25 protein-coding genes and 1 tRNA gene are annotated in these 23,056 nt (G+C 54.3%); 15 read left to right on the plus strand and 11 right to left on the minus strand.

Annotated features, from left to right (window positions below; translation table 11 throughout):
- Window positions 1–3 precede the first annotated feature (3 nt).
- The 6 genes from murJ to PHC90_03465 form a co-directional block, all read right to left on the minus strand.
- Window positions 4–1,530, minus strand: coding sequence for a murein biosynthesis integral membrane protein MurJ (murJ, locus tag PHC90_03440; protein MDD3845395.1), 1,527 nt, complete (start codon window positions 1,528–1,530; stop codon window positions 4–6).
- Window positions 1,511–2,377, minus strand: coding sequence for a sigma-70 family RNA polymerase sigma factor (locus tag PHC90_03445; protein MDD3845396.1), 867 nt, complete (start codon window positions 2,375–2,377; stop codon window positions 1,511–1,513). The genes murJ and PHC90_03445 overlap by 20 nt, the downstream gene beginning before the upstream one ends.
- Complete coding sequence (locus PHC90_03450; protein ID MDD3845397.1) at window positions 2,374–3,024, minus strand: protein-L-isoaspartate(D-aspartate) O-methyltransferase; 651 nt, start codon at window positions 3,022–3,024, stop codon at window positions 2,374–2,376. Before PHC90_03450 ends, PHC90_03445 begins: the two co-directional genes overlap by 4 nt.
- On the minus strand, window positions 3,021–3,821 hold the full coding sequence (proC, locus tag PHC90_03455) for a pyrroline-5-carboxylate reductase (protein ID MDD3845398.1): 801 nt from the start codon (window positions 3,819–3,821) through the stop codon (window positions 3,021–3,023). The genes PHC90_03450 and proC overlap by 4 nt, the downstream gene beginning before the upstream one ends.
- Window positions 3,822–3,974: 153 nt before the next feature.
- Window positions 3,975–4,655, minus strand: a complete 681-nt coding sequence (locus PHC90_03460) for a Smr/MutS family protein (GenBank protein ID MDD3845399.1) — start codon at window positions 4,653–4,655, stop codon at window positions 3,975–3,977.
- A gap of 12 nt (window positions 4,656–4,667) precedes the next feature.
- Window positions 4,668–5,045, minus strand: coding sequence for a hypothetical protein (locus PHC90_03465; GenBank protein MDD3845400.1), 378 nt, complete (start codon window positions 5,043–5,045; stop codon window positions 4,668–4,670).
- An 84-nt stretch (window positions 5,046–5,129) separates the two neighbouring features.
- Between PHC90_03465 and exbB the strand changes: the two genes are divergently transcribed.
- The 4 genes from exbB to PHC90_03485 all read left to right on the plus strand — a co-directional run bounded on the left by exbB (window position 5,130) and on the right by PHC90_03485 (window position 7,584).
- Entirely contained in the window at window positions 5,130–5,597 is a 468-nt protein-coding gene (gene exbB, locus PHC90_03470) for a TonB-system energizer ExbB (protein MDD3845401.1), read from the plus strand.
- A gap of 71 nt (window positions 5,598–5,668) precedes the next feature.
- Window positions 5,669–6,049 (plus strand): biopolymer transporter ExbD, encoded by a 381-nt coding sequence (locus tag PHC90_03475; GenBank protein MDD3845402.1) that lies wholly within the window; start codon window positions 5,669–5,671, stop codon window positions 6,047–6,049.
- Complete coding sequence (locus PHC90_03480; protein ID MDD3845403.1) at window positions 6,046–6,783, plus strand: energy transducer TonB; 738 nt, start codon at window positions 6,046–6,048, stop codon at window positions 6,781–6,783. Before PHC90_03475 ends, PHC90_03480 begins: the two co-directional genes overlap by 4 nt.
- Window positions 6,784–6,831: 48 nt before the next feature.
- Window positions 6,832–7,584 (plus strand): hypothetical protein, encoded by a 753-nt coding sequence (locus tag PHC90_03485; protein ID MDD3845404.1) that lies wholly within the window; start codon window positions 6,832–6,834, stop codon window positions 7,582–7,584.
- A 51-nt stretch (window positions 7,585–7,635) separates the two neighbouring features.
- Here the strand turns inward: PHC90_03485 and PHC90_03490 are convergent, their stop codons facing one another.
- The gene (locus PHC90_03490; protein ID MDD3845405.1) at window positions 7,636–8,286 is read right to left on the minus strand and encodes a TIGR00730 family Rossman fold protein; all 651 of its coding nucleotides are present in this window, start codon (window positions 8,284–8,286) and stop codon (window positions 7,636–7,638) included.
- Between the two features lie 91 nt (window positions 8,287–8,377).
- Here PHC90_03490 and PHC90_03495 point away from each other — a divergent pair, with 91 nt between their 5' ends.
- The 11 genes from PHC90_03495 (at window position 8,378) to ychF (ending at window position 18,969) form a co-directional block, all read left to right on the plus strand.
- Window positions 8,378–9,184: a DUF72 domain-containing protein gene (locus PHC90_03495; GenBank protein ID MDD3845406.1), complete on the plus strand. Its 807-nt coding sequence runs from the start codon at window positions 8,378–8,380 to the stop codon at window positions 9,182–9,184.
- Between the two features lie 86 nt (window positions 9,185–9,270).
- Window positions 9,271–10,635: a phosphomannomutase/phosphoglucomutase gene (locus tag PHC90_03500; GenBank protein MDD3845407.1), complete on the plus strand. Its 1,365-nt coding sequence runs from the start codon at window positions 9,271–9,273 to the stop codon at window positions 10,633–10,635.
- A gap of 22 nt (window positions 10,636–10,657) precedes the next feature.
- Window positions 10,658–12,940 (plus strand): TIGR03960 family B12-binding radical SAM protein, encoded by a 2,283-nt coding sequence (locus PHC90_03505; protein ID MDD3845408.1) that lies wholly within the window; start codon window positions 10,658–10,660, stop codon window positions 12,938–12,940.
- Entirely contained in the window at window positions 12,930–14,411 is a 1,482-nt protein-coding gene (locus tag PHC90_03510) for an Rne/Rng family ribonuclease (protein MDD3845409.1), read from the plus strand. Before PHC90_03505 ends, PHC90_03510 begins: the two co-directional genes overlap by 11 nt.
- A gap of 81 nt (window positions 14,412–14,492) precedes the next feature.
- Window positions 14,493–15,347, plus strand: a complete 855-nt coding sequence (gene ispE, locus PHC90_03515; protein ID MDD3845410.1) for a 4-(cytidine 5'-diphospho)-2-C-methyl-D-erythritol kinase — start codon at window positions 14,493–14,495, stop codon at window positions 15,345–15,347.
- Window positions 15,347–15,616: a septation regulator SpoVG gene (gene spoVG, locus PHC90_03520; protein MDD3845411.1), complete on the plus strand. Its 270-nt coding sequence runs from the start codon at window positions 15,347–15,349 to the stop codon at window positions 15,614–15,616. The genes ispE and spoVG overlap by 1 nt, the downstream gene beginning before the upstream one ends.
- Before the next feature lie 8 nt (window positions 15,617–15,624).
- Window positions 15,625–15,696 (plus strand) — tRNA-Gln (locus PHC90_03525).
- A gap of 30 nt (window positions 15,697–15,726) precedes the next feature.
- A complete protein-coding gene (locus PHC90_03530) occupies window positions 15,727–16,662 on the plus strand; it encodes a ribose-phosphate pyrophosphokinase (protein ID MDD3845412.1) in 936 nt (311 codons plus the stop codon).
- Between the two features lie 14 nt (window positions 16,663–16,676).
- Window positions 16,677–17,306, plus strand: coding sequence for a 50S ribosomal protein L25 (locus PHC90_03535; protein ID MDD3845413.1), 630 nt, complete (start codon window positions 16,677–16,679; stop codon window positions 17,304–17,306).
- A 6-nt stretch (window positions 17,307–17,312) separates the two neighbouring features.
- Window positions 17,313–17,870 (plus strand): aminoacyl-tRNA hydrolase, encoded by a 558-nt coding sequence (gene pth, locus PHC90_03540; protein ID MDD3845414.1) that lies wholly within the window; start codon window positions 17,313–17,315, stop codon window positions 17,868–17,870.
- A gap of 10 nt (window positions 17,871–17,880) precedes the next feature.
- Window positions 17,881–18,969 carry a redox-regulated ATPase YchF gene (gene ychF, locus PHC90_03545; GenBank protein ID MDD3845415.1) on the plus strand — a complete coding sequence of 363 codons (1,089 nt, stop codon included), beginning with the start codon at window positions 17,881–17,883 and terminating at the stop codon, window positions 18,967–18,969.
- 29 nt (window positions 18,970–18,998) lie between these two features.
- Here ychF and PHC90_03550 read toward each other — a convergent pair whose 3' ends face one another.
- From PHC90_03550 to PHC90_03565, 4 genes are all read right to left on the minus strand, one after another.
- On the minus strand, window positions 18,999–20,315 hold the full coding sequence (locus PHC90_03550; GenBank protein MDD3845416.1) for a hypothetical protein: 1,317 nt from the start codon (window positions 20,313–20,315) through the stop codon (window positions 18,999–19,001).
- A gap of 5 nt (window positions 20,316–20,320) precedes the next feature.
- Entirely contained in the window at window positions 20,321–21,421 is a 1,101-nt protein-coding gene (locus PHC90_03555) for an SPFH domain-containing protein (GenBank protein ID MDD3845417.1), read from the minus strand.
- Between the two features lie 126 nt (window positions 21,422–21,547).
- Window positions 21,548–22,303: a phosphate ABC transporter ATP-binding protein PstB gene (gene pstB, locus PHC90_03560; GenBank protein MDD3845418.1), complete on the minus strand. Its 756-nt coding sequence runs from the start codon at window positions 22,301–22,303 to the stop codon at window positions 21,548–21,550.
- Window positions 22,300–23,055, minus strand: coding sequence for a phosphate ABC transporter ATP-binding protein (locus tag PHC90_03565; GenBank protein ID MDD3845419.1), 756 nt, complete (start codon window positions 23,053–23,055; stop codon window positions 22,300–22,302). Before PHC90_03565 ends, pstB begins: the two co-directional genes overlap by 4 nt.
- Window position 23,056: the final 1 nt, after the last annotated feature.

Consider the following 23,056-nt stretch of genomic DNA (forward strand, 5'->3'; position numbering starts at 1 on the left):
CCCTTATCTCCTGCGCAAGAGCCTTCGATAATAGCTTTTGAACATTATACCATAAACAGCAATTGTGAAAAAAGCGCTGAGAAAAAGCGGGACAAGGAGGCCGCCGGGCAGAAGGCGGCGAGTGAGGACGATAAAAAGGGTCAGAAGTATCCCGGCAAGGAGGGACTTGATGATGTCTCTCATGGCCGGCCGGGCCATCGTGTAGCGCGTCCTGTGCCTGAGGATGATGTAGAGAAAGAGAAAGTTGTACAGGGACACGATGGAGGTTGCCAGGGATATCCCCAGATTCCTGAAGGGGACCATGAGAATGGATGCGATGACGGCATTGAGCGCGATGGAGGTGATGCCGATGAGGGCCGGCGTCTTCATGTCGTGCATGGCATTGAATATCCTCACGAAGGAGATGGACAGGGCGTAGAAGATAAGCCCCACGCTGTAGCCGAAGAGGGCCCGGTTCGTCATTGCCGTATCGGCTGCGGTAAAGGCGCCCCGTTCGTAGAGTATCTTCACGCACAGATCGCCTGTGGCGCACAGCAGGATGGTGGCGGGGATAAGGGTGACGCAAATGAGGACGATCGAGCTGTCTATGTGGGCCTTGAAATCCTGCATGTCATTATCGTGAAAAAGTTTCGAGAGCTTTGAGAACATTACGGTGTACACGGGAACCGCAAATAGACTGAAGGGGAGGATGAATATCCTGAAGGCATAGGACAGGGAGGCCACCTCACCGTGAGGCAGGTAGGACGCGATGATCCTTCCGACGAAACTGTTGATGGGCACGATGGACGTTGCGATAAGCGCCCCGGCGAAAAGGCGTTTCGCGGTGGTGATGGCGGGATGCTTGAGATCGAGCGCCAGGTGGTACCGGATACCGAATTTCCTCAGGTAAGGGTACTGCATGACGATCTGCAGAAAAGACCCAACGCTGACCCCTATTGCAAGACTGTAGATGCCGAGTTTCTTTCCGAGAAGGACCGCCGACGCTATAAAAAAGAGGTTCCAGACTATTCCCGACAGCTCGGGGGCGGCAAAATGCTCTTTTGCATTGAGAAATGCCTTCATGACGGAAAGGAGCGTGTGAAAGGCAATGACGGGTATCATGATAAGGAAGAGGTTGTTCGTGATCGTCCTGGCTTCTTCGGTGAACCCCGGAGCGATCATCCGGATCACGGTCCCGCTGAAGAGGAAGAAGGCAAGGGAAACGAAGAGGGTGAGGATCACAGAGATGTTTATGAATGTCGAGTAAATGCGGGAGTATTCCTCGCGGTCGTTAAGGTATTTGGTGCACACCGGTATGAGAAAGGCGCTCGTTGCACCCGAGAAGAAGAGCGTCTGGATAAGTTCCGGAAAATTGAATGCCACGATGAAGGCATCGACAAGAAGGGTGGCCCCGAAAAGATACGCCTGGATGGCCTCACGGACGTAGCCCAGCGGTCTGCTGATAAGTGTGATGATCGTGATGACGGAGCCTTTGCGAATGATGTCCAGTGCCGGGTTTCGGCGCGGGGGTTCAGATGCTTTCTGTTCCAATATTCCGTCTCTTGACAGTTTTACGGAGTTTATTGAGAGCTTTCTGTTCGATCTGGCGTATCCGTTCTCGTGTTACGCCAAAGGTCTTCCCTATGGATTCCAGTGTCTGCGGGTCGTCCCCGTCAAGGCCGAAACGCAGAAGGAGCACCTGTCTTTCGTCGGAGTTGAGGGTGTCGAGCCACGAGGCGACTTCCTCCATGCGTCTTGTATGCTCCAGGATGGAAAGAGGCTCCTCGTTGTCCGGATTGGGGATCACTTCCTCGAGGGTGAGTTTGCTGTTCTCGTCGATATAGCTTTCGAGGGAGTACGTTTTTATCGCCATGGTGAAAAGGTTTCTGACGAAATCGATGCGGTATCCCGATTCGCTGGAGATCTCTTCCAGCGAAGGCTCGCGGCCCGTCTTTTCCACGGCGGCGCTGATGATCTTCGATATCCTGTTTACCCTGGATGATACATGGACGGGCAGTCTTATTGTCCGCGAATGGTTTGCGATTGACCGCTCGATGGATTGTTTTATCCACCATGTGGCATATGTGGAGAACCGACATTCCCTTGCCAGGTCAAACTTCTCCACGGCCTTGATAAGACCGATGTTTCCTTCCTCGATGAGGTCAAGGAGGCTCATTCCCTGATTCACATATCTGCGTGCTATCTTCACGACGAGACGCAGGTTTGATTCTATCATCTTGGTGCGCGCCTCGGGGCTGCCCTCGGCCACCATGCGGGCGTACATCTTTTCTTCCTCGACGGTTATGACGGGTAACTTGCGCAGGTCCCTCATGTAGAGGCGTTCTACCTGGATATCGTCATAATGGACAAAATCTATTGCGTCCTTTTCCGCGCTCATTCTCTCCATCCCTGCTGCCCGATCAGTTTTACGAACCTGCAGCTGCCGTAGTTCTCTTCCGTATAGCTGTTCTTGTCATCCCGGGTAAAGGCAACGAGGTCCTGGGAGAATTCGTCTCCGATGGGAATAACAAGCCTGCCTCCCGCGGCAAGCTGCTCGAGAAGGGCGGCCGGAGGGTGGGGGGAGGCTGCAGTCACGATGATGCCGTCGTAGGGGCTGTGTTCCTTCCAGCCAAGGGTGCCGTCGCCGATGTGAACGATCACGTTGGCGTATTTCAACTGATCGAAGATCCTTCGCGCCCGTTTTGCAATGGCGGGTATACGCTCTATGGTGTAGACCTGGTCCGCAAGCTCCGCGAGGATGGCGCATTGATAGCCCGACCCCGTACCGATCTCAAGGACCTTTTCCTTTCCCGTGAGACGAAGGAGTTCCGACATGAGGGCCACTATATAAGGCTGTGAGATGGTCTGTTTCTCGCCTATGGGAAGAGGGTGATCCTCGTACGCTTCGGGCCACAGGGCCTCATCGACGAAGAGATGTCTCGGAACCTTCAACATGGCATTCAGAACGCTCCTGTCCGTCACACCTCGGGCAGTGATCTGTGTATCCACCATCAACTGGCGTTTGCTCCGGTATTGGTTCATCATAGGGAAAGCTCTTTTGCCCTCTGAGAGGCCTTTTCTATTGCCTCCATGACGCTTCCCCTGAAAGCCTTGTCCTCCAGGACGGCAAGACCGCTGATGGTTGTGCCCCCCGGTGAGGTTATCATTTCACGCATCAATGCGGGGTGGATATTTTCTTCCTCCAGCATGGCAACGGTCCCCTTGATGACCTGGAGGGAGATCGTCTTTGCCTTGTCCCTGGGAATGCCGATCTTGACACCGGCATCGATCATCGCTTCCAGGAAGAAAAGAAAAAAAGCCGGGCTGCTGGCGCCGAGCGAAGTGACGGCATCCATCAGTTCTTCCCCCACGTCGACGGTGAGGCCCGCGGAAGAGAAGAGCGTCTTTATCTTCCCGAGGTCCTCCGTGGCTACATCCGCGCCCGCCGCGACGCCTATGACGCCCTGACCGACCTTGACGGCGATGTTGGGCATCATCCTGACGACCTTGACAGGTTTGCCCGAGAGCATCTGGATGTTCGACATGGTGACACCGGCCATGATGGAGATGAGGATCTTCGATGCATCCATGGAGGAGGCTATATCGGGAAGTATCCTTCGGGCATCCTGGGGCTTGACGGCCACAACGATGAGATCGGACGTCTTCGCGAGCTTCGCAGCCTTCTCTTCATCCTTGATGCCGTATGTTTTTCCGATATAGAGGGCGCGGTCCTTTTTTGCCTCAACAAAGCAAAGGTTGTCCTTCCTGATCCCGTTTCGCAACAGGGCTTTGAGAATAGACTCCCCCATATTCCCCACGCCCACGATCCCGACCTTGTCCATGCCTTCCTCCTTGTACCTTATAACAGAACAAAGCCGCAAATTAAAGTCAAAACTGTCCATTCCGGCCAGCGGCGACGGTTCCCGAGACCCCCCCGGATCCGATGATTGCGGTTGATCCGGAAAACGAAACGATGTCACGCATTCAAGCTGTCTCTACCCTATTATATGTATCCGTTTCTTTTCCGGTTTGCTTCTCAGGAGGATGCAGGTGGCGCCGGGGCCGCCCTCGGCCATTGTGGCGTTTGAAAAGGCGGTCACCCATTTGCGGTGCATTGCTCGTACTATCCATGTCTTGAGGTAATCTTTGATAATGGGGTCCCGTTTTGACCTGAGGCCCCGGCCGTGGATCACCTTCACGCATCTGAGGCCTTTCCTGACGGCGTCGCTGAGGAAGTATTCGAAAGTCTCGCGGGCGCTCTCTATCGAGAGACCGTGGAGATCTATGACCTGCTGGACGGAGAACTCGCCCTTCCGGAGTTTTTCCATGATGAGGGGATTTATGCCTTCGACACAGCCCTCCATGTACTCCGGAAGGTTGGTGACGTTGATAACGCTGTGGTCCGCCAGCACCTCCCGCAAGAGTCTTTCTTCTTCATTCTCCCTGGAGGGCGCCATGACGGGCGCGTGCTTTTTTGCCCTTATTTTCCTTTCGCCCCGGCGGATCGTCCGCACACCTTCCATGGCCTCGCTCAAAAGGCGCTCTTCTTCCTGGGGGGCAGGGGCCGCCTCTTTGGTTCGCGACGCCGTTGGCTCTTTCTTCACTTTGATGCGGTGTTCCTTCAGGAAGCGGGAGAGTTCGGAAAAGGGTTTGTTGATGGGATCGTTATCATCCATGACCGGGTCTCTTCAGGCAAGCTCCATATCGGTGACGGTTATGGAATAGGTTTCGGCGGTCTCCTGAAAATCGATAAGCTTGACATCGAATGATCCCTTCTCGCCGGCTTCTATTGCGACAACATCGGAGTAATCGGCCAGAGGCTTTGCATTCGCGTCAAAGAGCGTGACAACAATGCCCAGGACCGCTTCCTCCTGCCGTTCATTGATGAGCCAGCCCGACACCTTGGCCCAGAAAGGAAGGGCGAGGAGACCGCAGCAGGGCATGAGGGAAACGAGAAAGACATGGCCTTCAAAGGAGACGCCGTCAGCACACGTGATATCTGTACTTTTCAGCTCTTTCTGTTCCTGTGGGGTTATACAGCCGATGAGGTTGTTTGCTGCTGTCATGGTGTCGCTCCTGGTATTGATCCTCATATTTACCACAGGAGAAGAACTTTTGACAACAACCAGTATTTATAATAGATTACACACATGCAATGGCTGGCTTACCTGATAGATTACGGGATCATCGGGCTTTTGGGAGTAATGTCATTTTTTTCCGTCGCTTTCTTTGTCGAGCGTTATCTTTTTTTCAAGCGCCTCGACATTTCCTGCTACCATGAGGACAGAAAAGTGTTGGAGATAGATATTACAAAAAGGATGTCCGTCATCGCTACCATAGGGAGCAATGCCCCTTATGTGGGTCTTCTCGGCACCGTTTTGGGTATCATGCTCACCTTCTCGACCATCGGCAGTCAGGGATACGTGGATGCGACGGGCGTCATGTTCGGCCTCGCACTGGCACTCAAGGCTACCGCTATCGGGCTTGTCGTGGCCATACCATCCATTGTCTTTCACAACTACCTCGTCAGGAAGGTCAAGGTAGCCCTTCTGCGGTGGGATGCCGCTTACGGAGGCAGTTCCAGGCCGGCAGGCGGGGATGGGCCCGGACGGGGCTGAGGGTCCAGGAGGTGCGGTGGGGGGATCGCTGTTCAGTACTGAAATAACAGGCATGAAGGCTGTCCGGCATAATGGATGAAAAAGAATTTAACTATATCAATATGATCCCCTTCATCGACGTCATGCTTGTCCTTCTCGTGATAGTCCTCATGACCGGGACTTTCGTGGCGACGGGCATAATCCCCGTTGATCTCCCAAAAACGAGCGGGGCTCAGGAGAATGCCATGAAGACGGGGGTCATCGAGATAGATAGAAGCGGCGTTGTTTACTATCAGGCACGGCGCGTCGAACTGGCGGGCCTGAAGGATGCCCTCGGCGGCACCTCACGTGACACCCCGTTTTTGATAAGGGCTGACAGGGATATTCACCTCCAGCGATTTGTCGAGGTCCTTGAAACAGTGAAGTCCATGGGTTTCAGGAAGGTAAGTCTCCAGACAGAGGAAGAGAATTGACCGGGAGAGGCCATGCCGGTTACGTCGTGTCTCTGGTGCTGCATCTTGCGGTGGCAGTCGCGGTCGTGATCATTCCCTTTGAAATGGTGGCGCGCCAGAAGAGCATTGTCCTTGATTTCAGCGTCGTCAAGGGGTCGGGGAGCGACAATGCGGGAGATAGAGGAGGGCGCGGCCCGGCCGGTGCCCAAAAACAAGAGAGGGCGCCGCGGGACCGGCAGCCTCGGCGCGTTGGACATGGCGAAACGGTCAGCCGCGGGAGCGATTACAGGATGACGGCCGTTGCGCCGCAGGACCATGATCTCGACAGGAAGGCCCTCACCGGGTTCGACCCGCAGGGACAGGTGGCCGTTGCCGGTGATAGTGTCGGTGCACGACATACGGTTACGCCGGCGCCTGACGGTAATGGCGCGGGCACGGGCGCCGCGGGTGCCAGGACGCTCAATTACATCGGTTCCGGCGGTCCTGATGAACGAAACTTCTCCTTTATCCGCGACAGGATCATGCAGGGTATCGTTTACCCGGAGCGGGCAAGAAGAATGGGATGGGAGGGGAAGGTGGTCCTTTCATTCACTGTCCACGAGAATGGTTCCATAGATGATGTAAAGATCATCGACAGCTCCGGTTTTTCCGTCCTTGACGAGAACGCCAGGGAGACAATAGCTAAAACAGATCTTAAACGAAAGGTACCCGTCCGGTTAGTTGTTCTTTTACCCGTGGAATACAGGCTCCGTTAGCAGGGAACCCATATCCCGATATGACGGCCGGACGGAAAGAGTGAACCCATGAAGACCATTGAAGACGATCAACTGATACTCCTTATCTGGCGGGGCAGGAAGTACTTCAAGCGAATAGCATCCGATCAGTCGTTCCACGGCAAAGGCGGGATGCTCCGCTACGGCGATCTCATCGGCAAGCCCTATGGAATACGCATCGGAGAATACGATATTTTCGAGCCAACGATCGAGGACATCGTGATGTACGGATTCAAGAGGGAGACCCAGATAGTCTTTCCCAAGGAAAGCTTCTTCATCGCTTTTCGCTTGAGCCTCAAGAAAGGTTCCCGCGTCCTTGAGGTGGGTACGGGCAGCGGAGCCAACACGTATATCATGTCGCATGCGGTGGGACCCGAAGGGCTTGTCGTTTCCTTCGAGCAGGAAGAGAGACACTTCAGGAACGCGAAGCGGAACTTCGACCGCTTTGGAGAATGGGGCAACGTGGAACTCCACAACGAGGAATTCAACGGGCATGCTGTCGGCGATTTCGATGCCGCCTTCATTGACGTGAGGGAACCGTGGACGGTTCTGGAAAAGGTGAGGGGGCTGCTGAAAGGAAGCGCCCCCATAGGCATGATCGTACCCACGGCCAACCAGATATCGGAGGTCCTGAAGGCCCTCGAAGAGGGCTACGGCGACACCGAGGTCCTTGAGATCCTCATGAGAAAATACAAGACCGTTGCCGAACGGGTCCGTCCCACGGACCGGATGATAGCACATACGGGATATCTCGTCTTCACGAGAAAACTGGATAACGGGTAACAGGTGATAGGTAACGGGAAAGACGTCTTATTCCTCTACCCATCATTTGGTTCAAAGGATCACAAACCTCTTCACGTAATCGACGATCTCCTGGGGGTCGTCCATTATCTTGAAGATCTCGAGGTCTTCCTTGAGGATTCTGCTGTGCTCGAGCATTTGCTCCTTCATCCAGTCAACGAGTCCCTTCCAGTATGTTGAGTCGTAGAGGATAACAGGGAAAGGTCTCATTTTCTTGGTCTGGATGAGGGTGATGGCCTCGAAGAGCTCGTCGAGGGTGCCGAAGCCGCCGGGCATAACGACATAGGCCATGGCATACTTGAGGAACATGACCTTACGGACGAAGAAGTACCGGTAGCTCAACCGGACGTTTGCGTAGGGATTGGGTTTTTGCTCGAAGGGCAGTTCGATGTTGATGCCGATGGATTTGGCTCCTCCGTCTCTTGCCCCCTTGTTCGCCGCCTCCATGACGCCGCCCCCGCCCCCGGTAATAATGTTGAACCCGTTCTTGGCGAGGAGCTTGGCCAGTCCGTACGTCTTCTCGTAAAGATCGTGGCCCTTCTGGCAGCGGGCGCTGCCGAAAACGGTGATGGCAGGGTTGACCTCGTTAAGATTTTCAAAGCCTTCCACGAATTCAGCCATGATATGGAAGAGTCTCCAGGATTCCTTCAGGTTTATATCGTCTATGACGTATTGTTTCTCCATCGGTTCCCCTTTTTGCCTTGAGATTTTGGGCGTTGACATATATTATTTACATACAAATAGCTTGTCAAATTAAAACGAAATGGGCGAAATATTGATCGGAACAAGCGGTTTTTCTTTTGATGATTGGATAGGCGAGGTTTACCCGCAGGGCACGAAAAAGCAGGACATGCTGTCCCACTATGTCAACAGGCTGGGGTTCAGGGCCCTGGAGGTGAACTACACATATTATTCCATGCCGTCCCGCAAGACCATGGAATCCTTCGCACGACGGACGACGTCGGATTTTTCCTTTGTTGTGAAGGCATACAAAGGCATCACTCATTCAATCATCGGCGATATAAGAGAAACATGCCGTCTCTTTAAAGAGGGCATCGAACCGCTGGGAGAGAGCATGAAGGCCCTTCTGTTCCAATTTCCTTACATGTTCCTCCCCACTGACGAGAATATCGGATACCTTCGAAAGATAAGGGATGAGTTTGCGGACTATGAGTCGATCATCGAATTCCGCAACGCCAGATGGTTCGAGGAACGATATTTCGACCTTCTCAGGGAATTGTCGCTCGGGTTTTGCGTTGTTGACGAGCCCAGGCTCAAGGGCCTCATGCCCTTCACACCCGTTCTGACATCGCAGACGGGATACTTCCGTTTTCACGGGAGGAACAGGGCATGGTTCAGGGAACCCGTCGATGTCCGGTATGATTACCTGTATACAGAGAAGGAATTGAAGACATTCGTACAACCTGTTGAGGATATTGCCTCAAAAACCGCCGGTACGACCTTCGTCTTTTTCAACAACTGCCATGCAGGCAAAGCGGCCAGGAATGCCCTCATGATGATCGAGCTTTTGCGTCAGAAGCCGTCATTGGATGCGGCGGCACAGGCCGCTCCCCACAACTGAAAGGACGCCGACGGCGTCACGTCTCTGTGTGGTCGGTACCGTCTCTTGCCAATGTTTGCAGACCAGGGTCCCGATAAGGAGTCGCTATGAACAATGAGATCTTCAGAGAGTACGATATCAGGGGAAGCGTGGAGGACGATCTCGCCGATGACGTCGTTCGGAGCATAGGGAAGGCCTTCGGGGCTTACATGGTGAGGCTCGGGAAGAAAAGGGCAGCTCTTTGCCGCGACTGCCGGCTCAGTTCCGGGCATTACCGTGACATTCTGGCCGAAGCCATGGTCGAAAGCGGCCTCGACGTCGTAGATGTCGGCCTCGCGCCGACGCCGCTCTTTTATTATTCGCTTTTCAACCTCGATGTCGAAGGCGGCATCATGATAACAGGGAGCCACAACCCTCCCAGCATGAACGGTTTCAAGGTTGCCGTCGACAGGGCAACGCTCTATGGCGAGCAGATACAGGATATGAGGAGGATCATCGAGGCGGAAAGATACGTGAGCGACGTGGGATCATACCGCGAATACAAGGATATCGTGAAAGACTATTACGGGTATCTGCGCAAGAGCATAAAGATAGGAAAGAGGTTCAACGTCGTCATGGATGCCGGCAATGGCACGGGAGGGGTTATCGCGGCTCCCATCATGAAGGAGTTCGGCCAGAATGTGACGGAGCTGTTTTGCGACATGGACGGCCATTTCCCCAACCATTTCCCCGACCCCACGGTGGAGAAGAACCTTGCCGCTCTCAGGGAGACCGTTCTCAGGGAAAAGGCGGATGTCGGTATCGGATATGACGGTGATGCCGACCGGATAGGCATCATCGATGAGAAGGGCGGCATCATATGGGGCGATTATCTCATGCTCATCTATGCCCGGCAGGTCCTCAAGGAACACAAGGGGGCGATATTCGTTTCGGAAGTCAAGTGCTCCCGGAACCTGTTCGACGATATAGCGAAGCGCGGCGGCGTTCCCATCATGTGGAAGGCGGGCCATTCGCTCATCAAGCAGAAGATGAGGGAGGTCCACGCCATGATGGGCGGAGAGATGAGCGGTCACATCTTTTTCGCCGACCGTTTTTTCGGCTACGACGACGCCATCTACGCATCTTTGCGGTTCCTCGAAATAATGGAGGAGGACGGCAGGCCCGTATCCGAGTTCCTCGCCGACCTGCCGAAGACGTATTTCACGCCGGAGATACGCACGGATTGCCCGGACAGGGTGAAGTTCGATGTCGTGCGGGAACTGACGGAACTCTATCGCTCGCAGTATCCCATCATAGACATCGACGGCGTGCGGGCGATGTTCGACGATGGCTGGGGACTCGTTCGTCCCTCCAACACGCAACCCATCCTTGTTCTGAGGTTCGAGGCCGACACGAAGGAGGGCCTCGACCGCATCCAGTCGATGGTGACCGAAGATCTGGAAAGGATAATGAAGAAGTTTCAGGGAACGTGAAACCTGAAACTCAAAGAAAATAATGTTTGATATCCCGCGAAACATTCTCAGGCCGGCACGTTATATCGGCTGCGAGCCTAATCATGTGAAGAAGGACCTGAAGGACGTCAAGGTTCGCTTTGCCCTGTGCTATCCCGATATATACGAGATAGCAATGTCCTACTACGGGCTGTTTCTGCTTTACGAGATCGCCAACAACGTTGAGGGGGTCTGGTGCGAGCGCTGTTTCGCTCCCTGGGCGGATATGGAAGAACATCTCAGGCGATCGGGCACGGCCCTTGGGACGCTGGAGTCGAAGACTCCTCTTCACGCCATGGACCTCATAGGGTTCTCGCTGACCTATGAACTCAATGTGACCAACGTTCTCAACATGCTCTCCCTGGGCGGCGTGAAGATACGCGCTGAAGAGCGTAAGGGGAACGACCCCATTGTCATCGGCGGCGGGCCGCTCATGCTCAACCCAAAACCTTACGAGCGTTTCTTCGATATCATTGTGGCGGGTGAAGGTGATGAGGTGCTTGTTTCCCTGCTCAATACGGCACGCAGCATGAAAGGGGAGTCAAGGGACAGGATGATCGCGGAACTGGCCAAACTGGAGGGGGTCCATTCCCCCTTCGCGCCCTCGCCGAAGGTGAAGCGCCTCTTCGTCCGTGATCTTGATAATGGATACCACCCCGCCCGACCTCCCATACCCACCGTGGACAGCGTTCATAACCGACTCAACATCGAGATATCGCGAGGCTGCGGCAACGGCTGCAGGTTCTGCCTTGCCGGGTTCGGTTACCGGCCTTACCGTGAACGGTCCTTCGAGGCGGTAAAGGCCGCTATCGATGAAGGTCTCAGCCACACCGGATACGAGGAGATATCTCTCCTTTCGCTCAGTTCGGGTGATTACCCCTTTCTCTTCGACGTGCTGGAATATGCAAAGAAAAGGTATCACGGCCTGTCGGTGAGCCTGCCGTCGCTCAAGATAGGCAGCATCGGGAGTGACGAGATATCGGCAATGGGCCAGATGGCGCGAACGGGTTTCACCTTTGCCCTCGAGGCCCCGACGACCTCTCTTCGTTCCCGGCTCAACAAGGACATAGACGTGGACAGTCTCGTTGCTCAGTTGCCCCAGCTCAGGGCCCTGGGCTGGCGCAGGCTGAAGCTCTACCTCATGGTCGGTTTTCCCTGGGAGACGCAGGACGATCTCGTCGCCATTCGCGACGTGATAGCGCCATTCCGGTCGGCGGGCATGGACGTGAACCTCTCCGTATCCCCCTTTACACCGAAGCCGCATACGCCTTTCCAGTGGCTCCCCATGGATGACGAAAGTGTCCTCACGGAGAAGATCATGATCATCAAGGACGCCCTGAAAAGGACGGGCGTACGGGTGCGCTACCGCGACACCTCGGTGAGTGTTGTGGAAAGCATTGTCGCGCGGGCGGACGAACATCTCGCACCCCTTTTCGAGCATCTTCATGCAAAGGGGGTGCGTCTCGAGGCATGGAGGGAATTCTTTTCCTTCGAACCTTACCGGCAATGGTTCGATGAGAATTCGACGGATATGAAGACCTACACCGGCGGCCGCGATACGGCCGGCACGCTGCCCTGGGATATGGTCGACATGGGTCTTGGGGATGGTTTCCTCGTTAAGGAATTGGATAAGGCGGCGTCGGGGGAGATGACGGTGTCTTGCCTGAGCGGCTGCGCCGGCTGCGGTCTGGGATGCTCGGTTCAAGGAAGAGAAGGCCGACAGGACGTACCCGACAGGGCCATAGTCTCCGGAGATGCCGCTGTGGAGAGTACAGGCGCCGCCGAGGCGCCGAAAAAGTTCACCTTTCGCTATGGCAAATACGGTGATGCACGCTACATCGGTCATCTTGACACCATGAACATTATCGTGAGGGCCATGAAGGCCTCGAGTGTCAGGATCAGGACGAGGGGAAAGTATCATCCGTTGCCGAAGATAGCCCTGACGGACGCTCTTCCCGTGGGCGTGGAAAGCTTTAGTGAATTTATCGAGATCGAGACGGACAGCGGCGTGGTCGTGGATGTGTCGACGGTGGGAAGGATCAACGAAAGGCTTCCATCGGGTATTAAGATCTACGAATTCATTGAAGGTTCTCTGAAAGATATGGTAAAAGAATACTTGTTTATTCTCAGTGCGGATGCTCCAGTGGAAGAGGGGCTCACTCTGTGGAGGCGGGCCAGGGGCAGGTATTTCTATTTGTGGCACGGCAAGGGTGTGAAACAGCTCTGGATGCAGGGTTGCTTTACAAGGATCATAAAAGTGGAATCGAGACGTATGCATGGCATCTGAGCTTGTTATTAATGTGACATATAGTGAAACAAGGATCGCATTCCTCGAGAACGGTGTTCTCGTGGAATTCTTCATTGAAAAGAAGAACGATCATAGCATGGTGGGGAGCATCTACAAGGGCAAGGTCGTAAGGATCGTTCCCGGCATGGATGCCGCTTTCATTGATATCGGTCTGGAAAAGTCTGCCTTCCTTTACGTAGGCGACATCATTCTCGACCGCATGATGTACGAGGAGTTCGACAGTTCCGATTTTCATTTCGAGGCAGGGGAGAGGATAGAGGGCGTCCTCGAGGACGGGCAGGAGCTCATCGTCCAGGTTTCCCGAGAGCCTATCGGTCAGAAGGGCACACGTGTCACGTCGAAGATCACCCTTCCGGGAAGGCTCCTCGTTCTCATGCCCGGTACGGACCACATCGGCGTGTCGCGGAAGGTCGAAGATGAAGAGGAACGCAAACGCCTGGCGTCGGTAATGAAGGACATATGCCCCAGGGGATATGGACTGATAGGCAGGACAGCATCGGAGGGCAAGAGCGCCGAGGAACTCGAGACGGACCTCAACTTTCTGAAGCGCATCTGGGAGAGCATTCAGGTCAAGGCGAAGGCCACCAGGGCGCCCGCCATCCTTCATCAGGAGCTTGGCATCATTTTCAGGGTGATCCGCGATCTCCATTCCCACAACCTGAAAAAGGTCATCGTCGACGATCAGTTCATCTACGGCCGGCTGGAGGAGTTCCTCAAGGAATACCTTCCGGAGGAGGGGTGCGAGGTCGTCTATTTCGATGAGCGCGACCCCATCTTCGAGGTCTACGGTATCGAGATGGAGGTGGCCAAACTCCTGCAAAGAAAGATATGGCTTAAGTCAGGGGGTTACATCGTTCTGGATTATACCGAGGCCCTTACCGTCATCGATGTGAACACGGGAAGGTACCTGGGTAAAAAGGATCTGGAAGACACCATCCTGAGAACGAATCTTGAAGCTGTCAAGGAGATCGCCTACCAGATACGCCTGCGCAATGTGGGAGGCATCATCATAGTCGATTTTATCGATATGGAGCGCAAGGAGTCCCGGGACATGGTCTTTCAGTCAATGATGGACACTCTGAAGAAAGATAGAATAAAGACCTTTGCGTACCCTATCAGTGAACTGGGGCTTATCCAGCTCACGAGGAAACGCACGCGGCACAACGTCGTTAATCTGCTCACCGAGACATGCCCCAACTGCGAGGGGTCGGGATATGTCAAATCCCGCCATACAGTTTGCTATGAGGTGCTCAGAGAACTCAGGAGTTCTTGCAGGAAAGGGGAGGGGAAGGTCTTCAATATCTATCTGTCCCCGGACGTGGCCAACCTGCTCTATGAAGAGGAAAAGAGTTCTCTCGAGCAAATAGAGAGCACCTACGGGACAAAGGTGAACCTCGTTGCCAATCGCGATTTCGGGATCGACAAGTTCCAGATAGAAGGAATAATGTAAATGAAGATTATAACCAAATAGGTGTTGGAATTTGGTTATATATTATACAACCCCTGGGATTGGTTATTCTGGATGAGCCCTGTGAAGAAGACGTTTATTTCTCCTGCCAAGGTCAATCTCTACCTCAAGGTCCTTTCCCGAAGACCTGACGGATATCACGACCTGAGAAGCCTTGTCGACCTTGTTTCCCTGTACGACACCATACATATCGAGGATATTGCCGGCGATGAGATAGTCGTTGACGATGACAGGGGAATCCTTCCCCGGGGCGAGGGTAATACGGTCTATCGCGCAGTACGGATGCTCCGGGAGGCGACCGGCGTCAGGAGGGGTGTCCGTATACTCATCGAAAAGCGGATACCCATCGGCAGCGGTCTCGGCGGACCAAGCAGCGATGCCGCCACGGTTCTCAAGGAGCTCTCCGCGCACTGGGAACTGGGGCTGAACAGTGAAGAGCTTGGCGGCATCGGCAGCCGGGTAGGCGCGGATGTCCCCCTGTTCCTTCACGGAAAGCCCTGCATCATGGAGGGAATAGGCGATGTGATCAGACCGGTCCAACTCCCCTCTCTGTGGTATGTGATTGTGTATCCGAATGTCAACATATCCACGAAGGCGGTTTACGAGGGCTTGAGAATCGTGTTGACAAAGAAGCAAAACGATATTAAATTGATGCAAAATTTCAGCAATCCGGAACAAATCGCGGCCATTATGGAAAATGATCTGGAAAGTGTCGGTATGGCCATGTGTCCGCAGATCGAAGTGATAAAGGATATGCTGAAAGGGACAAAAGCCCTCGGTTCGCTGATGAGCGGAAGCGGTTCGTCGGTGTTCGCTGTCTTCGGGAATGAGCAAGATGCGTGTCAGGCATCATTGTCGGCAATAAAGAAGATGGGTACTGTTTTTGTTGCGCACAGCGTACAGGGAGGGGTAAACTAATGGAGATTACCGACGTAAGGATATTCCCCGTTGACGAGAAGCGGGTGAAGGCGTACGCATCGATCGTCTTTGACGATTGCTTCATTGTTCGCGATTTGAAGGTAATCCAGGGTGAGGGCAAATTCTTCGTCGCAATGCCAAGCAAAAAGATGAAGGACGGCTCATTCCGGGATACGGTGCATCCCTTGAACAGTGTCACCCGGCAGATGATCGAGGAGAGCGTTCTCGGAGCTTACGAAGTGGAGATAAACAGACCTCAGGCAGTATGACAATCATTTGGGGTGTCGTCAAGCGGTAAGACACAGGCCTTTGGAGCCTGCATTCGGAGGTTCGAATCCTCCCGCCCCAGTATACACATATAATTCTCAGGGGGTTTTGATTGGACAAGCTCAGAATATTAACTGGCAACGCAAACCCGGAATTGGCCTCCAGGATCACCGAGTACCTCGGGATCAAACTCGCTAAGGCCAAAATTAATCAGTTCAGCGACGGCGAGATCCAGGTTTCGATCGATGAAAGCGTCCGCGGTATGGACACTTTCGTGGTTCAGTCCACCTGTCCGCCCGTGAACCATAACCTGATGGAACTCCTCATCATGGTGGATGCTCTGAAACGGGCCTCCGCGGGCAGGATAACTGTTGTGATGCCCTACTATGGATACGCCAGGCAGGACCGTAAGGTTCTTCCCCGCACATCCATCTCGGCGAGACTTGTGGCCAACCTCATAACCGTGGCCGGAGCCTCAAGGATACTGGCCATGGACCTTCATGCCGGCCAGATCCAGGGTTTCTTTGACATCCCCGTGGACCATCTTTATGCACTTCCCGTTCAGTTCGAATACATAAAGAAGATCGATGGAGAGGTCGTGATCGTTTCTCCCGATGCAGGTGGGGTCGAGCGTGCCCGCGAGCTGGGCAAGAGGATCAACGCGACCATTGCCATCATCGACAAGAGGCGTGAAAAGGCCAACGAGTCGAAGGTGATGCATGTCATCGGCGACGTGAAGGGCAGGACGGCGATCCTCATCGATGACATGATCGATACGGGAGGAACTATCGTTCAGGCAGCCCAGGCCCTCATAGACGGCGGCGCAAAAGTCGTCTATGCGTGCTGCACCCACCCGGTGCTCTCGGGACAGGCGATCGAGAGGATAAACAATTCCCCTCTCAAGGAATTGATAGCGACCAATACCATCCCCCTTTCGGAAATCGGCAGGCAATCTAATAAGTTTAAGATTCTGGATGTGTCGCCCATACTCGGAGAGGCCATCAAAAGAATACATAGCGATGCATCTGTAAGTTCGTTGTTCATATAGTTGGGAGGAAGATTATGGAACAGGTTTTGATCAAGGCAGACAGAAGAACAGCAACAGGAAAAGGCGTTGCAAGAAAGACCAGAAGTGCAGGGAAGATACCGGCAGTGCTCTACGGAGGCAGCGTTGAACCCGTTTCAATAACGATCTCAGCGAAGGATTGGGACAGCATTACCCGGCACATGAAAAGAAACGTCATCCTCGACATGGAGATCCATGGCGGCGACGCCGTGGAGAACAGGCCGGTAATGGTGAAAGAGGTGCAAAGGGACGCTCTGGGCACGAGGATCCTGCACATCGATTTCTTCCAGGTTTCCATGGAAAAGATGGTCGAGGTCGAGGTTCCTATCCATCTGAAGGGCAAGGCCAAGGGCGAGGTTCTGGGCGGTATCGTGGATGTCCATCTGAGGTCCATCAAGCTTGAATGCCTTCCCGGTCAGATCCCGGAAGAGATCTCCGTGGATATCACGGAACTCAATATCGGTGACTCCGTGCATGTCAGCGACATCTCCCTGCCTGGGGTGAAAATGGTCGAGCACGGCGATATCGCCATCTTGAGCATCATACCTCCTGCGGTTGAAGAGAAGGTCGTCGTGCAGGAAGTGGCCGAGGTTGCCGAAGTGAAGGAGAAGGAGAAGGAGGAGTAACGTTCCTTGCATCTACTATGTGGGCTTGGCAACAAGGGCTCCGATTACGCCTTTACGCGGCATAATATTGGTTATCTTGTCATAGACCGTTTCTCAGAGCGTTTCAAGATACCCGTCAAGAAGAAAGATTCGGGTTGCAGGATCGGGTCGAAAGAAGACCTGATCCTTGCAAAACCCGATACGTACATGAACCTGTCCGGCGGTCCCGTGGCCAGGCTGGCCGGGAAATTCAAAGTGTCCCCCGATCGTATGATCGTCATACACGACGACATGGACATGGAATTTGGCAAGATGCGGATCCGTTCCGGCGGAAGGGACGGGGGTCACAAGGGCGTTCGTTCCGTCATCGAGAGCGTCGGCGGCGTGGACTTCTGGCGTCTTAAGATAGGCATAGGAAGGAATCCATCCATGGCTGCCGAGGAATACGTACTGGCGCGGTTCGATGGAGATGAGACCCGGGAACTCGCGGATATCATCGATATCGCCTGCGACGCCTTAAAGGTTTTTGTCTTCGAAGGCGGCCCAAAGGCGATGAGTCTCTACAACAGGCGCGGACCGGAGTGAGACAGGGGCGATGAGCTTTTCGTGCGGCTTCGTAGGTCTTCCCAATTCAGGCAAATCAACCATCTTCAATGCACTCACCGCACTGGCGGTGCCCTGCCAGCCTTATCCCTTTTGCACCATCGATCCCAACGTGGGCGTTGTCCCTGTTCCCGATGGCCGGCTGTTCGGCCTGGCCGATCTCCTCAAGCCTGAAAAAGTGACGCAGACAACCATCGAATTCGTCGATATCGCAGGTCTCATCAAGGACGCGCACAAAGGGGAGGGACTGGGAAACAGGTTTCTTTCCCACATCAGGAATGTGGACGCAATTGGCCATGTCATCCGTGCATTCAACTCCGGTCAGGTACCCCACGTGTATGCCGATATCGATCCCGCGCGAGACATGGATATTGTCGAGACGGAGATCATCATTTCCGACCTGGAGATCGTTGAAGACCGCATAAAAAAGATAGAGCGTCTCGCGAAGATCTCAAAGGACAAGGGCGAAACGGAGATGGAACTCCTCCTCAGGGTGAGACGCTATCTTGAGGCGGGGCGCTTTGTGGTCATGGAGGATTTTGACGGGAATGAGCAGCAGGTCCTCGGGACCTTCGACCTCATAACGACAAAACCGCTCTTCTACATTGCGAACGTCGATGAAGAGGGCCTGGCGAACATCCCGGAGCCGGCGATCGAAGAGGCCGCCGGAAAGAGGGGCCGGGAGGTTGTCTACATCTGCGGCAAACTGGAGCAGGACCTCAGCGCCCTGGCGGAGAATGAGAGGGCCTCTTACATGGAGCTCTATGATATGAAGGAGTTCTCCATTGAGAAGATCATTCATATCGGGTACCATATCCTCGACCTCATCACGTTCTACACGATCGTGGGCAAGGAGATGCGTGCCTGGACCATCCCCAGGGGAACAACGTGCTCCAGGGCCGCCGGCAAGATCCATACAGACATGGAAAAGGGTTTTATACGGGCCGAAGTGATCAATATCGACGATTTCCTCACCTGCGGCAGCGAACACGCTGCCCGCGAAAAGGGCCTCCTGAGACTGGAGGGCCGCGACTACGTCGTAGGGGACGGAGATATCCTCCACATACGGTTCAACGTATGACCGGGAAGGACAGTCTCAGGTTCCAGGCTTCAGATGTTCCTTCCCTGTTCCAGCGCGTTCTTCATGAAACCGCATTTTATGTCCGGCTGGATATATTCGTGATCGGTTTCGGTGACGGGAAAGAATACAAGCAGCGCCTCCCGGAGGGTTATCTTTATGTCGGGAAGGAGGGGCAGGACCTTTCTCTTGTTGATGCCAAGGTCGGCTATGATCGTTATCAGGCTGTCGAGGGCATCCTGAACGGTGAGGTTAACGGGATGGATAGGCGCGTCAGGCAGCCTGTCCTCAAATCCACCGGAGAAATTGGCGATTGTAAACTGCTTTGACATGCGCCGATAGACGGCCGGACTCATCCTGAACGCGGGCGCCCAGAAGAAGAATGGAGGTTCTTCCCAACCCGGCTGTATGACCCTTGGGAGGTTTCCAAGTCGTACCAGGTCTGCGTAACAATCCAGTTCCAAACCCTCGATATCAACTCGGAGCCGCCAGAAAGGCAGATATTGGCGCGCGGATCCCCGCGTGGCCTTCTTCGACAGGGCCGTTGCGAAACCGACGCGCCTGAGGGCCTGCCCATCCGTTCCCCAGGCGGAGTTACATGTATTGCACAAGAGGACGCAACTGTCTCTTTCGGCCAGCGTGTTCCAGCCGCACTGGGGGCACAGGGTTGGCAGGAAGTCTACTGCCCAGCCGCCGGAGAAGACCTCGTACGGAAATGATTCATACAAGGGAGGGCTCCCATGGAGCGGTTCGTTGAGTATGCCGTCCCAAAAACGGTGGTTGCGGACGAACATCGGCGCGTAGATAAGGCTCATTGAATCGGCGATAAACGCTTCGTGGTAGATCCGCTCCTCTTTCAATTCCTTTCTCGTTACGGGGATCTCCGCATAGTCTCCCTGCGTGCCGCGCCGGACGAAACGGGTCTCGTGAAGCGTCACCGTTTCGTAGACCACGTCGTGTTGTGTTTTCACGGACGACTTGTCAAAAGGAATGCTCGGCGGGATGAATCTGGTATTGGCCGCTGGCCGTGCGAGGTGCAGTTTCAGTGTTTGTGGCCGCAGTCCCAGGGTTTGCGCGAAATGTTTACTCTCGATGGCAAGGAAGGTTTTGTCTATGATCCCGTTCGCTATCCCGCTTGTCTTGCACGTGTAATGCACACCCCTGAAACGCCAGTAGGGCACGTAGATGACCTCTTCAAGGAAGGGGTCCGAGGGTGAGAAGCAATATCGGAAATAATCCCGGGGCTGCATGCAGAGTCTCGTCTTGCAGAAATTGCAGGTAAGCAGCCTGTCGGTCTCTTCGAGGACGACCGGGGCGCCGCACTGGGGACAGAGGTGCTCGATCTGCATGACCGTCAGATCTTTTCCCCGCAGTGGTTGCAGAAGACTGATTCTGAAAGGTTGTCAGTTCCGCAATGAGGGCACTTCAGAGGTTCTTCCTTTGCCGTTGCACTCTGACCGCAGGAAGGACAAAAGCTCGCCCGTGCGGGGAGGTTCTTGCCGCACTTCGGGCATTGAGAGATCACAAGCAAATGGTGGCCGCAGGACTGACAGAACTGGGCATCTTTTCCGATGGGGTTCTGACACTCCGGGCACTTGATCACATCGACGGGTTGAGACGCCCCCTTGAGGGTTTCCGCATACATGGCGGGCATCATGAAGCCAAGTCCCATACCGAGACCGGCGCCTGCCTGGCTGGGGTTCTGCGCGGCGCTTTCCATGGCCATGGCGGTCTTCATCCTGAGGAGTTTGTTGAGATCGTCGAAGACGGCGAGTCTGCTCTTGTCGTCGATGGCCTGCTGGACCTCCTGGGGTGGAGTGATGGAGTTGATATAAAGGCCTGAAAGCTGGATGCCAAAATGGGAGAAATCCTTTTCCAGCACCCCCGTCAGTCCTGCCGAAATGGCATCGTATTTCCCCGGCAGATTGAGAAGGCTATCGAGGTTGTCGCCGAGATAGTCGTTGAAACGGGAAAGTATGACCTTCCCCAGGTAGTCCTGGATATCCTCGACGGTGTAAGATGCCTTTGTTCCCACGAGGGTGTTGATGAAGAGCGACGGTTGGATCACCCTGATATTGAACATACCGAAGGCGCGCAGCCTGACGAGTCCCAGCGTGGAATCCTTGAATGCGACGGGATCCCTCGTTCCCCAGGGGAGGTTGGTGAACGTTTTCGTATTGATAAAACAGACCTCAGCGCGAAGGGGACTCGTAAAGCCCCAGGGAAGACTCAGCAGCTTCGTGATAATGGGTATATTGAGGGTGGAGAGCGTGTAGCGCCCGGCGCCTACCGCATCGTACGCCTTCCCTTCATAAAAGAATATCGCCGCCTGGCTTTCGCGAACGGTAAGCTGCGCCCCGTACTTGATATCTCCCGACCCTTCCTCGGGTATCCTGTGGGCGATCTCCATGCCCGTGTCGTCAAACCATTCAATTACTTCGAGAAAATTTCCCATACCAGCCCCCTGTGGTTTTTCTCGAAAACTTACTATGGGCGGGAAAGGATGTCAATGACGGAGCGCACAGAGAGAGGCGATAGACGAGAGATGATAGGTGATAGGAAAGAATCTTTTGCCCGTCTCCTATCCGTATCTTCCCGTAATGTACCCTTCAGTCCGTTCATCATGGGGGGAAGTGAATATCTGGGAGGTGTCGCCGAATTCCACGAGGTCGCCGAGGAGCATGAAGCCCGTATGGTCGGAGACGCGGGCGGCCTGCTGCATGTTGTGGGTGACGATGAGGATGGTGTAGCGCTCCTTTAATTCCATCATGAGTTCCTCGATCCTCATCGTGGCTATGGGGTCGAGGGCGGAGCAGGGCTCGTCGAGGAGAATTATTTCAGGTTCAACCGTGAGGAGGCGGGCGACGCAAAGGCGCTGTTTCATCTCTTCGGAGAGCTCGAGAGCGGGCGTATGGAGCTTGTTTTCCAACTCTTCCAGGAGGCCGACGGAGTGAAGACAGCGGTCGACGATCTCCCGCCAGCCGCGTCTGTTTCCCATGCCGTGGACCTTGAGGCCGTAGACCATGTTTTCGTATACGGTAAAGGGAAAGGGATTGGGACGTTGAAAGACCATGCCCACCTTTTTTCTCAGATTGATGATGTCGATCTCTTCCAATCTCTCGTCATGCACATAGATATTGCCCTCGATGCGGACATCTTCCTGGAGGTCATTCATACGGTTGAAACAGCGAAGAAGGGTTGATTTTCCGCATCCCGACGGGCCGATGAGCGCCGTTATGGCATTGGAGTATACCTGAAAGTCCACGTCTTTCAGGGCGTGGAAATCTCCATAATAGAGATTGAGCCCCTTCGTTCGCAAAGCGAATGTATCCATCATCCGAACTTTCCCTGTATGTAGTCTTCTGTCTTCGTCTCGGCAGGCGCAGTGAAGACCTTTTCCGTCGTGTTGTACTCGATAAGTTCACCGAGATAGAAGAAGGCCGAAAAGTCGCTTATCCGGGCGATCTGTTTCGTATTGTTGGATACGAGGATGATCGTGTAGTCGGATTTCAATTCGCTCAACGCGTCCTCTATCTTGGCTGTCGAGATGGGGTCCAGGCCGGAGCATGGTTCATCGAGGAGGATGATCTCCGGTTTCAGCGCCAGGGTGCGCGCAAGACAAAGCCTCTGCTGCTGTCCTCCGGAAAGCTTCAGCGCGGATGTGCCGAGCCTGTCCTTCACCTCGTCCCAGAGGAAGGCCTTTTTCAGGCTCTCCTCAGTGATATGGTGGAGATTGGTGCGGTCGCTTATCCCTTTGAGCCTCGGTCCATAGGCGATATTCTCAAATATGGAGCGGGGAAGGGGGATGGGGACGGCGAAAACGGTGCCGACGCGTCTTCGCAGTTCTATGGGGTTGATGCTCCCGTCGAGGATGCTCGTTCCGTCTATGGCCGCGTCGCCATCGATCCTGACGTTGTTCTCAAAGTCGATCATGCGGTTGAGGACGGAAATGAGGGTGGACTTGCCGCTTCCGGAAGGCCCCATGAAACCGGTGATAGTATTCCTGTGAACGGTGATGGTAACATTCTTCAGCACCTCTACCTTGCCGAAGGATACTCTTAATCTGTCTGTTGAGATCTTTGGTTCCATA

This window comes from Syntrophorhabdaceae bacterium, from assembly GCA_028698615.1.
Taxonomy (GTDB): domain Bacteria; phylum Desulfobacterota; class Syntrophorhabdia; order Syntrophorhabdales; family Syntrophorhabdaceae; genus Delta-02.

Bases quoted from the DNA above. Each gene is read 5' to 3' on its own strand.
- PHC90_03445 (MDD3845396.1), bottom strand. From the start codon at position 2,377: ATGAGCGCGGAAAAGGACGCAATAGATTTTGTCCATTATGACGATATC.
- PHC90_03450 (MDD3845397.1), bottom strand. From the start codon at position 3,024: ATGATGAACCAATACCGGAGCAAACGCCAGTTGATGGTGGATACACAG.
- proC (MDD3845398.1), bottom strand. From the start codon at position 3,821: ATGGACAAGGTCGGGATCGTGGGCGTGGGGAATATGGGGGAGTCTATT.
- PHC90_03460 (MDD3845399.1), bottom strand. From the start codon at position 4,655: ATGGATGATAACGATCCCATCAACAAACCCTTTTCCGAACTCTCCCGC.
- PHC90_03465 (MDD3845400.1), bottom strand. From the start codon at position 5,045: ATGACAGCAGCAAACAACCTCATCGGCTGTATAACCCCACAGGAACAG.
- exbB (MDD3845401.1), top strand. From the start codon at position 5,130: ATGCAATGGCTGGCTTACCTGATAGATTACGGGATCATCGGGCTTTTG.
- PHC90_03475 (MDD3845402.1), top strand. From the start codon at position 5,669: ATGGATGAAAAAGAATTTAACTATATCAATATGATCCCCTTCATCGAC.
- PHC90_03485 (MDD3845404.1), top strand. From the start codon at position 6,832: ATGAAGACCATTGAAGACGATCAACTGATACTCCTTATCTGGCGGGGC.
- PHC90_03490 (MDD3845405.1), bottom strand. From the start codon at position 8,286: ATGGAGAAACAATACGTCATAGACGATATAAACCTGAAGGAATCCTGG.
- PHC90_03500 (MDD3845407.1), top strand. From the start codon at position 9,271: ATGAACAATGAGATCTTCAGAGAGTACGATATCAGGGGAAGCGTGGAG.
- PHC90_03505 (MDD3845408.1), top strand. From the start codon at position 10,658: ATGTTTGATATCCCGCGAAACATTCTCAGGCCGGCACGTTATATCGGC.
- PHC90_03510 (MDD3845409.1), top strand. From the start codon at position 12,930: ATGGCATCTGAGCTTGTTATTAATGTGACATATAGTGAAACAAGGATC.
- spoVG (MDD3845411.1), top strand. From the start codon at position 15,347: ATGGAGATTACCGACGTAAGGATATTCCCCGTTGACGAGAAGCGGGTG.
- PHC90_03535 (MDD3845413.1), top strand. From the start codon at position 16,677: ATGGAACAGGTTTTGATCAAGGCAGACAGAAGAACAGCAACAGGAAAA.
- ychF (MDD3845415.1), top strand. From the start codon at position 17,881: ATGAGCTTTTCGTGCGGCTTCGTAGGTCTTCCCAATTCAGGCAAATCA.
- PHC90_03550 (MDD3845416.1), bottom strand. From the start codon at position 20,315: ATGCAGATCGAGCACCTCTGTCCCCAGTGCGGCGCCCCGGTCGTCCTC.
- PHC90_03555 (MDD3845417.1), bottom strand. From the start codon at position 21,421: ATGGGAAATTTTCTCGAAGTAATTGAATGGTTTGACGACACGGGCATG.
- pstB (MDD3845418.1), bottom strand. From the start codon at position 22,303: ATGATGGATACATTCGCTTTGCGAACGAAGGGGCTCAATCTCTATTAT.
- PHC90_03565 (MDD3845419.1), bottom strand. From the start codon at position 23,055: ATGGAACCAAAGATCTCAACAGACAGATTAAGAGTATCCTTCGGCAAG.